Source organism: Pontibaca methylaminivorans, from assembly GCF_900156525.1.
In the GTDB taxonomy this organism is placed as follows: domain Bacteria; phylum Pseudomonadota; class Alphaproteobacteria; order Rhodobacterales; family Rhodobacteraceae; genus Pontibaca; species Pontibaca methylaminivorans.
In genome coordinates this window covers 1564263-1579219 of sequence record NZ_FTPS01000001.1, presented here as the reverse complement: position 1 = coordinate 1579219, position 14957 = coordinate 1564263, and the positions used below count along the sequence as shown (strand labels likewise).

The window sequence follows — 14957 nt, the reverse complement described above, 5'->3', positions numbered from 1 at the left end:
ATCGCCTAACAGTTGTCAGGTATAATTGATTTAGCGCCATTTCCTGATTGCAGGTTCTTCATGCGTTATCGCCCCGAAATCGACGGGCTGCGCGCCATCGCGGTGGCCGGTGTGGTCTTTTATCATTTCGGCGCAGCGGGGCTCCCGGGCGGTTTCGTCGGGGTCGATGTCTTCTTCGTCATCTCGGGGTTCCTGATCGGCGGCATCCTCTGGAGCGAACTTGGCAGTCACGGGCGGATCGCGCTCGGGCGGTTCTATCTGCGGCGCATCCGCCGCCTTGCCCCGGCCTTCTTCGCCATGGCGGCGGCCAGCACCGTTGCCGCATGGTTCATCCTGCTGCCCTATGAATTCCGCGAATTCGGCAAGGAGCTGATCGCGGCGAGCACCTGGCTCTCGAACATCCTTTATTATCGCGGCGCCGGATATTTCGACATCGACGCGGGCAACCGGGTGCTGCTGCACAGCTGGTCGCTTGCGGTCGAGGAACAGTTCTACATCGCCCTGCCTGTCTTTCTCGTGCTCGTGACCGCGCTGGGCGGCGGCCGTCGCCTGATCGCCGGGCTGCTCGCCGCAATCTGGGTGCTGTCCCTGCTGGCCTGCGTCATCATGACGCCGGAGCACCCGGCGGCGAGCTTCTACCTTTTCCCCTATCGCGCCTGGGAGCTTCTGAGCGGTGTTCTGCTGGCGATCCTGCTGCCCGCGGACGGGTTCGGCCGCCGTCTTTCCGGGCTCCTGTCATGGGGCGGGCTTGCGCTTGTTGCCGGTGCGATCCTGCTGGTGCGCAGCAGCGGCTTTCCCGGCTGGCAGGCCGCGCTTCCGGTGGCGGGAACCGTCATGATCATCGCCGGCACCGCCAATGCCCGGGTCCAATCCAATCCGGCGGCCCGGTTCCTGTCGCTGCGCCCGATGATTTTCGCCGGGCTGATTTCCTATTCGCTTTATCTCTGGCACTGGCCGGTGCTGGTTCTGTCGCATTACTGGCGCGACGGCTATTCCGGCCCGGTCGAAACGGGGTTCTGGCTGCTGCTCTGCCTCGTGCTGGCCAGCGCAAGCTGGCGCTGGGTCGAACAGCCGGTCCGCCACGGGCAGGTCTTCCGCTATCGCCTGCCGCCGCGGATCCTCGTCGGGGGAGCGGCGCTGGCCAGCGCGGCGACCATAGCGGCCGGCGCCAGCTTTTATGCAAGCAGCGGCTGGGCAAGCCGTTTTTCGGGACCGGCCCAGACCTATATCACCGCCTCGGCGGATTTCTTCCAGGACTGGAGCCGCTGCAGCCATGCCACCAACGGCCCGTTGTCCGGGATCGAGACCTGCGCCATCGGCCCCGAAGGCGATCCCGAAGTCCTGATCTGGGGCGACAGCCATCTGCGGGCCCTGATGCAGGGGCTCGGCGCGGCCGCGGATGAAAACGCGCGCCCGGGCGCGATCATCTGGCACGCTGGCTGCCCGCCGCTGTTCGGCATCGACAAGCACGAAACCGCGGCCACCCCGGAACAGGACCGCGCCTGCAGCCGCGCCAATGCCCGGATCCGCGAGGCGGTGGCAGAGATGCCGAACATCCGGCGGATTCTTCTGGTCGGGCGCTGGGCCTATTACGCCGACGGCGACGGTATCGGCCTTGATGCCCACAACCTTATCACTCTCGCCCCCACGGCCGGGACGGATCTGCCCACCGCGCCGCAGGAGGCGCTGTTTGCCGCGGCGCTGCAGAGGACCGTGCAGGAACTTCACCGGCATATTCCCGAGGTGTTCCTGCTGCGGCAGGTGCCCGAGCTTCCCCGCTTCGACAGCCCCGCGCTTGCCCGCAGGCTGGCACATGGCCGCATCAGCGCCCCGGAAGCGCTGGAACTGGCCCGTATTTCCCGGGTTGACCTGCACGAGCGCAATGCCGCCGCCGATGCGGCAATCGGCACCCTTGTCGAAAACGGCGGTCTGCGGCTGATTGATCCATGGGGCAGACTCTGTTCCGAAGCCCACCAGGAGGGACACTGCATCGGGATCGAGGATGGGCAGGCGCTCTACTTCGACAACAATCATCTTACCAATCACGGGGCGCTCCAACTGCGCGGACTGTTTGGCCAGTTCTTCACAATCCCTGAAAGGGAGCGCAGGACATGACCGGCGACATGCACAGGCGGCACTGGGATGCCATCGTGATCGGCACCGGAATCGGAGGCGGCACTATCGGACGGCGACTGGCCGAACAGGGACTGTCGGTCCTGTTTCTCGAAAAGGGGCGGGCCGGGCACCGCCGCGAGGGAAACGGGCTGAGCGGGGACCTTTATACCGATCCGATAGCACGCTCGCTGCGGGGCGCTTGGCCGGATCCGGTCCGGCTGCGCCTGAACGGGCGGGACAGCACGGCCTATATCCCGATCGGTGCCGGGGTCGGGGGATCTTCGGTGTTCTATGCCGGAACGCTGGAGCGGCCCGAGCCGCACGACCTTGACGACAGTGAAACCCGTCCGCATCCGCTTGGCGGCTGGCCGGTCAGCTATTCGACGATGCTGCCCTGGTATGACGAGGCCGAAGCGCTGTATTCCGTCTGTGGCGAGGACGACCCCCTTGCCAGCGCGGCCAGCCCGCGCCTGCGCCCGCCGCTTCCGCTCGGCCGGGGAGACGCGCAGATGATGGCGCACATGCGGACCGCCGGGCTGCATCCCTATCAACTGCATTGCGCCTTTCGCCATATCGAGGGCTGCGGCTTCTGCTTCGGGCGCAAATGCCCGCAAAGCTGCAAGATGGACGGCCGCACCGCCGGGGTAGAGCCCGCGCTCGCGACCGGACGGGCGGCTGTCATCGACCAGTGCGAAGTGACGGAGCTGGTTGCGGATCAGGACAGCGTGACAAGGATCCGCGCCCGGAAAGGGAATGAAACCCTTGATTTCACGGCCGATCGCGTGATCCTGGCGGCCGGCGCCCTGTCGTCGCCCCGGCTGCTTCTGACCTCGCGCGGCGAGCATTGGCCGGAGGGTCTCGGCAACCGCAACGGGCTCGCCGGGCGCAACCTCATGTTCCATTTCAACGAGATCTTCGCGATCTGGCCCCGGCGCGGCGAAGCCTTTACCGAAAGCGCGAAATCCATCGGCTTCCGCGATCTCTATCATGTTCAGGGACGGCGTCTGGGGATGGTGCAGTCCATGGGGCTCAATGTCGGCAAGAACGAGATCCTGCAATATCTGAGGCTGCGGCTTGCGCGCTCCTACCTGCACCACCTGCCCGGAAGCCGCCAGTTCATGCATCTGCCTGCCGCGGCCGCGGCGCGGATACTCGGTCAGGCCAAGGTCTTTGTCGGCCTGCTCGAGGATCTGCCCTATCGCGAGAACCGCGTGCGCCCGAATCCCGACCGGCCCGGGCACATCCTGATCGAATACGATTTCTCTGCCGAACTGCTGGAGCGGAGAAAGCTGTTCCGCCACCTGATCCACAAGGCGCTGAAGGGCCAGCGGAACATGTTCCTGACATATGATCCCGAGCCGAATCTCGGCCACCCCTGCGGCACGCTGCGGATGGGAAGGGACAGCACCGACAGCGTGCTCGACCCCGACTGCCGGGTGCATGGAATGCGCAACCTGTGGGTTGTGGATGCCTCGTTCATGCCCACCTCGATGGGGGTGAACCCGAGCCTGACCATCGCCGCGAACGCCCTGCGCGTCGCGCACCGGATGGAGCATCATTCATGACCACACTGACTTCAGAAGGGGTGGCTGTCGTCACCGGCGCGAGCCGCGGGCTCGGGCAGGCGATCGCGCTCGAACTGGTGGCGCGGGGCGCGACCGTTGCCGGGCTTGCGCGCCATGCCGATGCGCTGGCCGAAACCGCCGCCCGCGCCAGCCCGGCGGGTGCGTTCCACGCATTCACCTGCGATGTGTCGCACCCGGACGAGGTGCGCGACAGTTTCGCCCGCATCCGCCAACTCGGGCGGATCGAGCTTCTGATCAACAACGCGGCGGTCTATCCGCGCCTCGATTTCCTGGAAGAAACCCCCGAAAGTTTCTGCGAGACGGTCCGCATCAACCTGTGCGGCTATGTCAACTGCAGCCATAGCGCCTTGCAGGACATGGTGGAGGTCGGGCGCGGCCGGATCCTGAACGTTTCCACATTCGCCTGCGTCGATCCGCTGCCCGCAAGCAGCGCCTACAGCGTCTCGAAAGGCGCGGGCCGCATCCTCACCCGCGCCATGGTCAGCGATCTTTGCGACCGCTTTCCGGGGATCGTGATCAACAACTGGATGCCCGGCGCGCTTGCCACCACCATGGGCGTCAAAGACGGAACGCCCCCCGAAGTCGCCGCGCGCTGGGGCGTGAACCTGGCGCTGTGGCATGACCCCGACATTTCGGGAACCACCTGGGAGCGCGACTTCGAGATCCTGCCGGTCAGATCGCTGCGCCGGCGGCTCCTTGATACGCTGCTGCTGCGCGGGGCGCCCCGCCCGCGGCGGCTTGGCAGCTAAAGCACCCGAAACCGCCGGTCATGACAGATCAGGCGATCAGTCGCGCCGCGCCGGTCTGCGGTCGCGTTCGTCCTTGATCGCAACCCCGAGCGCCAGCAGCATCACCAGCCAGATCAGGCCAAAGCCGACCGACACCGCCCAGGCCCAGTCCGTGACCGACAGCGTGATGAAGGTCGCCGCAGTGATGACCGCAATCCCGACCGCGGCGCCGATGCGCTGACCGGTCTGCATGATGGCCCCGGAACTGCCGGCATAATCCAGCGGCACATCCTCGAGCGTCAGGGTCTGGTTGGGGCTGATCACCGAGCCCTGCGCCAGCCCGACGAAACAGAGCGAAAACATGAGCCACCAGATGCTCAGCCCCGCCGTTTCATGAAGGAAGATCACCGCAATGTTCATCGCGAGCCCGACCAGCACCAGAAGCAGCCCACCGATGACCACCTTGCGCCCGTAACGCGCCACCCGATTGCCGGCCCAATGGGCCGCATAGGCAGACAGAAGCGCCGAGGGCACGCCGAACAGCCCCGATTCGAAGGCCGTCTTGCCGTTGCCCTCCTGCACATAAAGCGCGACCAGCACCCAGATGCTTGTCATGCCGAGGAAATAAAGCGTCATGATGATGGTGCCGTTGGTAAAGCTGCGGGTCGCGAAGATCCGCAAATCCACCATGGGGCTGTGGCCCTGCCTTGCGTGATGGCGCTCCCATTTGATCCAGGCGAACAGCAGCAGCCCGCTCACCGGCAGGAGGAGCCAGGTCAGCGCGACGCTGCGCGCCTCGACAAAGGGGAACAGGACCGCCAGAACCGCAAGCCCCAGCAGGATCGAACCGACCGGATCGAGCGCGGCCAGCTCGGTCCGCAGATTACCGGGAATCCGCGTGATCAGCGGCTTTGGAAACCAGAGCAGGCCCAGAACGAAGGCGCCGATGCCGAAGGGCACGTTGACGAGAAAGGTCAGCCGCCAGCCGATCCCCGGCCCGCCAAGTTCGATCAGAAGCCCGCCCAGAACCGGCCCGACGGCCAGGGACACGCCGACCATGGTGCCGAAATAGCCAAAGGCGCGCCCGCGCTCCGCGCCGCGGAAATACTGCTGGATCATCCCGATCCCCTGCGGATTGAGAAGGCCGGAGCCGAACCCCTGAACGAACCGGGCCGCGTTCAGCCATTTTGCATCGGGCGCAAGGCCCGCGGCGATCGAGGACAGGGTAAAGACGGTGACCCCCACGAGGAACAGGCCACCCCGCCCCATCAGATCGCCGGCCCGGCCGGACGCGACAAGGACCACCCCGAACGTGAGCGCATAGCCGGAGAGCACCCACTGGATATCGGACTCGGTGGCGCCAAGGTCGCGCTGCAACGAAGGCAGGGCCACGTTCACGATACCGACGCTGATCAGCGACATGGTGATGGCGGCGAGCAGGATCGCGAGGATCCGCCACCGCTTGACCTCTGTCTCCGGGGTGGGTGTATCCTCGGATTGCGTTTGACCGGGGGATATGGGCAATTTTCTCCTGTCCAGGCTGGGCCGGAAACTGACGGCCGGCAGACTTGCAGTGGCACGGCGCGCGGATTTCTCCGGCTGCCGTCAGCAGCATTGCAAGCCATCTATCACGCGGGAGCGGAAAGTGTAGGGGCGACCACCCCCTTGCCGTTGCGGCAGTCCCCGCCGCAGCACCCGTTTCGGCACGCGGCTACGGAGCCCCAGGCCCGTAAAACAGGCCAAGCCCCGGCAGAAACGCCGGGATGCGGGCACGTTGCGCCGCATGTCGTGCAGATTTTGTAGGGAGGGGATCGTGAGCGAGAGATACGGGATACGGAGCGCTTATCAGGTTTGGCAGCGACCTACTCTCCCACGCCTTAAGACGCAGTACCATCGGCGCTACAGTGCTTAACGGCCGGGTTCGGGATGGGACCGGGTGTTTCACTTGCGCTATGACCACCAAACCGGAAAAGCGCTCCGTTCTGTCCAAGTCGCACACCATGTGCATGCTTTCGATCCGGCCGATTTGACGCGAGCGTCAAGTCTGCCTTTTTCCAGATCAGATCAAGCCTATCGGGCAATTAGTACCGGTCAACTGAGCACATTGCTGCGCTTACATCTCCGGCCTATCGACGTGGTGGTCTACCACGGCCCTCAGGGATACCTTGTTTTGAGGGGGGCTTCCCGCTTAGATGCCTTCAGCGGTTATCCTGTCCGTTCATAGCTACCCAGCACTGCCGTTGGCACGACAACTGGTCCACCAGTGGAACGTTCACCCCGGTCCTCTCGTACTAGGGGCAACTCCTCTCAAGTATCCTACACCCACGGCAGATAGGGACCGAACTGTCTCACGACGTTCTAAACCCAGCTCACGTACCTCTTTAAATGGCGAACAGCCATACCCTTGGGACCTGCTCCAGCCCCAGGATGAGATGAGCCGACATCGAGGTGCCAAACGGTGCCGTCGATATGGACTCTTGGGCACCATCAGCCTGTTATCCCCGGCGTACCTTTTATCCGTTGAGCGATGGCCCTCCCACTTGGGACCACCGGATCACTATGGCCGTCTTTCGACTCTGCTCGACTTGTCAGTCTCGCAGTCAGGCTGGCTTCTGCCATTGCACTCAACGAGCGATTTCCGACCGCTCTGAGCCAACCTTCGCGCGCCTCCGTTACGATTTAGGAGGCGACCGCCCCAGTCAAACTACCCGCCACGCATGGTCCCGGATCCGGATAACGGACCGCGGTTAGACATCAAGAGTGTGAAGGGTGGTATCTCAAGGGTGGCTCCACAGAAACTAGCGTTCCTGCTTCAAAGCCTACCACCTATCCTGCACATCACAATCCTGATGCCAGTGCGAAGCTGTAGTAAAGGTGCACGGGGTCTTTCCGTCTAACCGCGGGAAACCTGCATCTTGACAGGTAATTCAATTTCGCTGAGTCGATGTTGGAGACAGCGGGGAAGTCGTTACGCCATTCGTGCAGGTCGGAACTTACCCGACAAGGAATTTCGCTACCTTAGGACCGTTATAGTTACGGCCGCCGTTTACCTGGGCTTCAATTCAGAGCTCTCACCCCTCCTTTTAACCTTCAGGCACCGGGCAGGCGTCAGACCCTATACGTCGTCTTGCGACTTCGCAGAGCCCTATGTTTTTAGTAAACAGTCGCCACCCCCTGGTTTGTGCCCCCAGCCAATGCTTGCGCAGAAACTGGGCCTCCTTCTCGCGAACTTACGGAGGTAGATTGCCGAGTTCCTTCAACATCGTTCTCTCAAGCGCCTTGGTATTCTCTACCGGTCCACCTGTGTCGGTTTAGGGTACGATCTGATGATGGAGCTATTTCCAGGGACCAATCAGCAGCCCATCCAATCCGATAAGGATGGACAACCTTCATGATCCGTCACTTCCATCTGGCCCAGGAATATTAACCTGGTTCCCATCGACTACGCCTTTCGGCCTCGCCTTAGGGGTCGGCTTACCCTGCTCAGATTAACTTTAAGCAGGAACCCTTGGACTTTCGGCGACAGTGTCTCTCACACTGTTTATCGCTACTCATGTCATCATTCTCGCTAGTGATCTCTCCACCGGATCGCTCACGCGCCGGCTTCACAGAAAACGTCTTGCGTCCGGAGTTCCCGAAGGAATTCAAGACGCAGGGCGTTATGTCACACTACGCTCTGCTACCATGCCTTGCGGCATCCTAAGCTTCGGCTCATGGCTTGAGCCCCGTTACATCTTCGCCGCAGGACAACTTGTTTAGACCAGTGAGCTGTTACGCTATCTTTAAAAGATGGCTGCTTCTAAGCCAACTTCCTGGCTGTTTTGGTCGTCCCACCTGCTTTCCCACTTAGCCATGAATTGGGGGCCTTAGCTGTAGGTCAGGGTTGTTTCCCTCTCCACGACGGACGTTAGCACCCGCCGTGTGTCTGCCATCTAGTACTCCCGGGTATTCGGAGTTTGGTTAGGATCAGTAAGCCTGTGGGGCCCCATTACCCATCCAGTGCTCTACCCCCCGGGGTATTCGGATGACGCTCTACCTAAATAGATTTCGCAGAGAACCAGCTATCTCCGAGTTTGATTAGCCTTTCACCCCTAGGCACAGTTCATCCCGTTCTTTTTCAACAGAAGTGGGTTCGGCCCTCCAGCAAGTGTTACCTTGCCTTCAGCCTGACCATGCCTAGATCACTCGGTTTCGGGTCTGATCCCACGAACTTGACGCCCTATTAAGACTCGCTTTCGCTGCGCCTACACCTATCGGCTTAAGCTTGCTCGTGAGACCAAGTCGATGACCCATTATACAAAAGGTACGCCGTCAGGGCACAAGGCCCCTCCGACTGCTTGTAGGCGCTCGGTTTCAGGTACTGTTTCACTCCCCTCGTCGGGGTGCTTTTCACCTTTCCCTCACGGTACTGGTTCGCTATCGGTCAGTAAGGAGTACTTAGCCTTCGAGGGTGGTCCCCCGATCTTCAGACAGGATTTCACGTGTCCCGCCCTACTTAATACGTCCGCTCAGACTTCCCATACGGGGCTGTCACCCACTATGGCTGATCTTTCCAGATCATTCCGGTCGTCATCACGGCTCGGCTGGTCCCCGTTCGCTCGCCACTACTGAGGGAGTATCTATTGATTTCCTTTCCTCCGGGTACTTAGATGTTTCAGTTCCCCGGGTTTGCCTTTATAACCCTATGTATTCAGGTCATAAATACCTGGTTCACACCGTTATCGAAAACCTTGCGGCTGACAATAACAGAGTGTCAGGTGGGTTTCCCCATTCAGAAATCCATGGATCAAAGCTTATTCTCAGCTCCCCATGGCTTATCGCAGAGTATCACGTCTTTCATCGCCTCTTACTGCCAAGGCATCCACCAAACGCCCTTCTCGCGCTTGATCTGATCCAGAAAAAGAAAGACTTGCGCCTTTCGCGGCCATGGAAGCTGGTAACAACCATCGCCCTTATTCCGGATCAAAAGCATACTTTCCCGCCCGCACCCGAAGGCGCGGACATTGGCGATCTTGCGACCGCCTGGGTTAGTGTACTTGACTTGGACAACACTGTTCGTTTCGGCCGGCATACGGTCGAGAGGTCGAGGAAGCAACCTGTCCTACCGCTCGCCCCGAAGGGCACCGACAGAGGTCATCCGCTACTTCGGACGACCAAACAGTGTCGTTATGTATCTCTCTTCACGATATCAATCCGATGCGATCCTGGACCGCATCAATCATCCGATTGGATGAGCAAGAACCAAAAAACGGTGCTTGCTGATCAAATCGGGCATTTGGTGGAGCCTAGGAGGATCGAACTCCTGACCTCCTGAATGCAAATCAGGCGCTCTCCCAGCTGAGCTAAGGCCCCGAACTCGTCGTCGCCCGGCCAGAGCGGGCAACAGATCAAATCCTTGCGCCGACGCCGAATATGGCCCTGACGAAAACCGATGGTGGGTCGAGGAGGACTTGAACCTCCGACCTCACGCTTATCAGGCGTGCGCTCTAACCACCTGAGCTACCGACCCATACGGGCGGTGGCCCGCGTTTCGTTCTGAAGAGACATGAGGACGGTCTGGCCCTGATGTGGCCGGCTTGAGAACCGGCCTTCTGCTAAGTGTTTCCATATCAGGGGCAAGCCCCGTGATGGCGGAAACATCCTTAGAAAGGAGGTGATCCAGCCGCAGGTTCCCCTACGGCTACCTTGTTACGACTTCACCCCAGTCGCTGAGCTCACCGTGGTCGGCTACCTCCTCTTGCGAGGTTGGCGCACCGCCTTCGGGTGGGCCCAACTCCCATGGTGTGACGGGCGGTGTGTACAAGGCCCGGGAACGTATTCACCGCGGCATGCTGTTCCGCGATTACTAGCGATTCCGACTTCATGGGGTCGAGTTGCAGACCCCAATCCGAACTGAGATGGTTTTTGGGGATTAACCCACTGTCACCACCATTGTAGCACGTGTGTAGCCCAACCCGTAAGGGCCATGAGGACTTGACGTCATCCACACCTTCCTCCCGCTTATCACGGGCGGTTTCTTTAGAGTGCCCAGCTTGACCTGCTGGCAACTAAAGATGTGGGTTGCGCTCGTTGCCGGACTTAACCGAACATCTCACGACACGAGCTGACGACAGCCATGCAGCACCTGTCACTGCGTCCCCGAAGGGAACCATCCATCTCTGGATGTAGCACAGGATGTCAAGGGTTGGTAAGGTTCTGCGCGTTGCTTCGAATTAAACCACATGCTCCACCGCTTGTGCGGGCCCCCGTCAATTCCTTTGAGTTTTAATCTTGCGATCGTACTCCCCAGGCGGAATGCTTAATCCGTTAGGTGTGTCACCGAACAGCAAGCTGCCCGACGACTGGCATTCATCGTTTACGGTGTGGACTACCAGGGTATCTAATCCTGTTTGCTCCCCACACTTTCGCACCTCAGCGTCAGTATCGAGCCAGTGAGCCGCCTTCGCCACTGGTGTTCCTCCGAATATCTACGAATTCCACCTCTACACTCGGAATTCCACTCACCTCTCTCGAACTCAAGACCAACAGTTTTAGAGGCAGTTCCGGGGTTGAGCCCCGGGATTTCACCCCTAACTTGCTGATCCGCCTACGTGCGCTTTACGCCCAGTAATTCCGAACAACGCTAGTCCCCTCCGTATTACCGCGGCTGCTGGCACGGAGTTAGCCGGGACTTCTTTACTGGGTACAGTCATTATCTTCCCCAGCGAAAGAGCTTTACGATCCTAAGACCTTCGTCACTCACGCGGCATGGCTGGATCAGGGTTTCCCCCATTGTCCAAGATTCCCCACTGCTGCCTCCCGTAGGAGTCTGGGCCGTGTCTCAGTCCCAGTGTTGCTGATCATCCTCTCAAACCAGCTATAGATCGTAGACTTGGTAGGCCGTTACCCCACCAACTATCTAATCTAACGCGGGCCGATCCTTCTCCGATAAATCTTTCCCCCGAAGGGCGTATACGGTATTACCCCCAGTTTCCCGGGACTATTCCGTAGAGAAGGGCACGTTCCCACGCGTTACTAACCCGTCCGCCACTAAGCCCGAAGGCTTCGTTCGACTTGCATGTGTTAGGCCTGCCGCCAGCGTTCGTTCTGAGCCAGGATCAAACTCTCAAGTTGAAAAGCTGTTGCCAGCTTATCCTTGACGTTCGAACCCCTGCACATCGCCCCGGCGTTGGAACCGGGGCAGTCTCTGTTTGTTGTGCTTCAGGTTTTCATAAGAAAACAAGAAACCGTCCAAACAGTGAAGCTGACACTCAATCATCGGGTTGCCCCTATGAGCGTGATATACAGGAAGTTGATCCATCGAAACGAACCAAACCGCCCACATATCTCTTCAGATACTATCAATTTCAAAGAGCGTAGCGACAAAACTTAACAGGATGCGCCCTTATCTTCTTCGGCGCGCCCCGCCTGATCTGCCTCTGTGTGTCCGCTCCGCGTTCCGTCTGGCCCGCTCGGCGTCCCGTCGGTGCGTCTGTGCGCCGCCGGTGAGGGGGTATTTAGGCTTGGGTGCCGACATCTGCAAGCCCTATTTCCACCGATATTAACTTTTCCCGGAAAAATCATGCATAACCTAGCAAATTCAATAGGTTACTGAACACATCTTTTATCCTTGGCCATCGTCGTGCCGCGGTTTTCCAGCGTTACCGGCGCGTCTGTCTCGATTCGAAAGGGCCGATTCCGTGATTTTCGCCGCGAATCCCGGGATTCGGAGGAGAATCGCGGCGCTGATTCCGCCTCGATTCCCCGCCGCATCCCCGATTCTGCCGTGGCGGTCAGAAAAAGACCCGCCGAGGGGCGGGTCTTTTCCGATATTCAGTGAACGACCGCGTTCAGGGGCGGGTGCCCGCCCGGGGGCGTGATCCGGTTCCCGATCACCAGCCCCTCCGCTCCGGCTGTCACCGGAACGGTGCTGTCGTCCGTCACATCCCCGGCAAGAAGCAGTTCGGCCAGCGGATCCTGCAGCGAGCGCTGGATCACGCGCTTGAGCGGGCGGGCACCGAACACCGGGTCGTAACCCTCGTCCGCCAGCCACTTGTGCGCGGCCTCGTCCAGTTCCAGCGCGATCTTGCGCCCCGCCAGGCGATTCTGGAGCCGGCGCAGCTGGATATCGACGATGCCGTCCATGTTGTCGCGCGACAGGCGGTCGAAAATCACGATCTCGTCCAGCCGGTTCAGGAACTCGGGGCGGAAATGCGCCCGCACCGCGTCCATGACGTCACGCTTGGCGTCCGCGGCATCGGCGCCTTCGGGCAGGCGGCTCAGGGCCTGGCTGCCGAGGTTCGATGTCAGCACGATCAGCGTCTGCTTGAAATCCACCGTCCGGCCCTGCCCGTCGGTCAGCACGCCGTCATCCAGCACCTGGAGCAGCACGTTGAACACATCGGGATGCGCCTTTTCGACCTCGTCGAACAGCACGACCTGATAGGGGCGCCGGCGGACCGCCTCGGTCAGCACGCCCCCCTCGTCATAGCCGACATAACCCGGCGGCGCGCCGATCAGCCGCGCGACCGAATGTTTCTCCATGAATTCGGACATGTCGATGCGCACCATGGCCTGGTCGTCGTCGAACAGGAATTCGGCCACCGCCTTGGTCAGTTCGGTCTTGCCGACGCCGGTCGGACCAAGGAACAGGAACGACCCCAGCGGGCGGTTCTCATCGTTCAGCCCGGCCCGCGCGCGGCGCACCGCGTTCGAGACCGCGCGCACGGCCGTGTCCTGACCGACCACCCGACGGTGCAGTTCGTCCTCCATCCGCAACAGCTTTTCGCGCTCGCCCTCGAGCATCCTCGCGACCGGGATGCCGGTCCAGCGCTCGACCACGGCGGCGATCTGTTCGGGGCGCACGGCCTCTTCGACCATGACACCGTCCTGCTCGGCCGCCTCCGCCTCGGAAAGCTGTTTCTCCAGCCCCGGGATCACGCCATAGGAAAGCTCTCCCGCCTTGGCGAGGTCACCCGCGCGCTTGGCATTATCAAGCTCGATCCGCGCCCGGTCGAGCTGCTCCTTCAGATCGCGGGCCGAGGCAAGCTTGTCGCGCTCGGCCTGCCAGCGGGCAGTCAGTTCGGCGGATTGCTCCTGAAGCTCGGACAACTCCCGCTCCAGCCGTTCAAGCCGGTCCTTGCTGGCGGTGTCGTCCTCGCGGCGCAGCGCCTCGGCCTCGATCTGCATCTGCAGGATCTGGCGGTCGAGCGCGTCAAGTTCCTCGGGCTTGCTGTCCACCTCCATGCGCAGGCGCGATGCGGCCTCGTCCACAAGGTCGATCGCCTTGTCGGGCAGGAAACGGTCGGTGATATAGCGATGGCTGAGCGTCGCCGCCGTCACCAGTGCGCTGTCGGTGATCCGCACCCCGTGGTGCAGTTCGTATTTCTCCTTGATGCCGCGCAGGATCGAGATCGTATCCTCGACCGTCGGCTCCTGCACCAGAAGCGGCTGGAACCGCCGGGCGAGCGCGGCATCCTTTTCGACATGCTTGCGGTATTCGTCGAGCGTGGTCGCGCCGACGCAATGCAACTCGCCCCGCGCCAGTGCCGGCTTGATAAGGTTCGCCGCGTCCATGGCCCCGTCGGCCTTGCCGGCCCCGACCAGCACATGCATCTCGTCGATAAAGAGGATGATCTCGCCGGCGGCAGAGGTCACTTCATTCAGCACGGCCTTCAGCCGCTCCTCGAATTCGCCGCGATATTTCGCACCGGCGATGAGCGAACCCATGTCGAGCGCCATCAGCTTCTTGTCGCGCAGCGATTCGGGCACGTCGCCGTTGACGATGCGCAACGCGAGCCCCTCGGCGATGGCGGTCTTGCCGACGCCCGGTTCGCCGATCAGCACCGGGTTGTTCTTGGTGCGGCGCGACAGCACCTGCATGGCGCGGCGGATTTCCTCGTCACGGCCGATGATCGGGTCGATCTTGCCCTCGGCCGCGGCCTCGGTCAGGTCGCGCGCGTATTTCTTCAACGCATCATAACCCTCTTCGGCGGTTGCCGAATCGGCGGTGCGCCCCTTTCGGATATCGTTGATGACCTCGTTGAGCTTCTGCGCATTGACCTCGCCGGCATCCAGCGCGTCCTTCGCCTGCGATTTCACCATGCAAAGCGCCATCAGCACGCGCTCGACCGGGACGAAGCTGTCACCGGCCTTCTTCGCAAGCGATTCGGCCTCGTCGAGCACCCGGCCCGTGGCACTGTCCAGAAACACCTGCCCGGCATCGCCGCTCACCCGCGGGATGCGGCTCAGCGCCACCTCGACCGCCTCGCGCACCCGCTCGGGCGCGCCGCCGGCACGGGTGATCAGGTTGCTGGCAAAGCCCTGATCGTCATCCATCAATGCTTTCAGCAGATGTTCGGGAACCAGCCGCTGATGGTTTTCCCGCATGGCGATGGTCTGCGCGGCCTGCACGAATCCCCTCGCCCGTTCGGTGAACTTGTTCAAGTCCATGTATTTTCTCCTCTCGCAAGCGCCCCTTCCCATGCCCGAGGACGGCACATGACGGCAGGGGCCTCACCGATCAATCTGGGCGGAATGGCCCCGCATT

6 protein-coding genes, 2 tRNA genes and 3 rRNA genes are annotated in these 14957 nt (G+C 61.5%); 4 read left to right on the top strand and 7 right to left on the bottom strand.

What is annotated here, in order from left to right; all coding sequences use genetic code 11:
* The first annotated feature begins 60 nt into the window (after nucleotides 1–60).
* The 3 genes from B0B01_RS07705 to B0B01_RS07695 are packed head-to-tail and all read left to right on the top strand — an operon-like array spanning nucleotide 61 to nucleotide 4450.
* On the top strand, nucleotides 61–2115 hold the full coding sequence (locus B0B01_RS07705) for an acyltransferase family protein (protein ID WP_076649240.1): 2055 nt from the start codon (nucleotides 61–63) through the stop codon (nucleotides 2113–2115).
* On the top strand, nucleotides 2112–3680 hold the full coding sequence (locus B0B01_RS07700) for a GMC oxidoreductase (protein WP_076649238.1): 1569 nt from the start codon (nucleotides 2112–2114) through the stop codon (nucleotides 3678–3680). The genes B0B01_RS07705 and B0B01_RS07700 overlap by 4 nt, the downstream gene beginning before the upstream one ends.
* A complete protein-coding gene (locus B0B01_RS07695) occupies nucleotides 3677–4450 on the top strand; it encodes an SDR family NAD(P)-dependent oxidoreductase (RefSeq protein ID WP_076649236.1) in 774 nt (257 codons plus the stop codon). Before B0B01_RS07700 ends, B0B01_RS07695 begins: the two co-directional genes overlap by 4 nt.
* A gap of 36 nt (nucleotides 4451–4486) precedes the next feature.
* Here B0B01_RS07695 and B0B01_RS07690 read toward each other — a convergent pair whose 3' ends face one another.
* The 6 genes from B0B01_RS07690 to B0B01_RS07665 form a co-directional block, all read right to left on the bottom strand.
* Nucleotides 4487–5953: an MFS transporter gene (locus B0B01_RS07690; RefSeq protein WP_076649233.1), complete on the bottom strand. Its 1467-nt coding sequence runs from the start codon at nucleotides 5951–5953 to the stop codon at nucleotides 4487–4489.
* A 325-nt stretch (nucleotides 5954–6278) separates the two neighbouring features.
* Nucleotides 6279–6393 (bottom strand): 5S ribosomal RNA (rrf, locus tag B0B01_RS07685).
* Between the two features lie 96 nt (nucleotides 6394–6489).
* Nucleotides 6490–9318, bottom strand: a 23S ribosomal RNA gene (locus tag B0B01_RS07680).
* Between the two features lie 387 nt (nucleotides 9319–9705).
* Nucleotides 9706–9781 (bottom strand) — tRNA-Ala (locus B0B01_RS07675).
* An 80-nt stretch (nucleotides 9782–9861) separates the two neighbouring features.
* Nucleotides 9862–9938: transfer RNA gene (locus B0B01_RS07670), tRNA-Ile, on the bottom strand.
* A 137-nt stretch (nucleotides 9939–10075) separates the two neighbouring features.
* Nucleotides 10076–11542, bottom strand: a 16S ribosomal RNA gene (locus B0B01_RS07665).
* Together the 16S, 23S and 5S rRNA genes with 2 tRNA genes alongside form the textbook arrangement of a ribosomal RNA operon.
* Nucleotides 11543–12038: 496 nt before the next feature.
* Here B0B01_RS07665 and B0B01_RS13030 point away from each other — a divergent pair.
* A complete protein-coding gene (locus tag B0B01_RS13030) occupies nucleotides 12039–12248 on the top strand; it encodes a hypothetical protein (protein ID WP_143733022.1) in 210 nt (69 codons plus the stop codon).
* On the opposite strand, the gene clpB is transcribed toward B0B01_RS13030, so the two are convergent.
* Nucleotides 12242–14860 carry an ATP-dependent chaperone ClpB gene (gene clpB / locus B0B01_RS07660; RefSeq protein ID WP_076649231.1) on the bottom strand — a complete coding sequence of 873 codons (2619 nt, stop codon included), beginning with the start codon at nucleotides 14858–14860 and terminating at the stop codon, nucleotides 12242–12244. The genes B0B01_RS13030 and clpB overlap by 7 nt on opposite strands.
* Nucleotides 14861–14957: the final 97 nt, after the last annotated feature.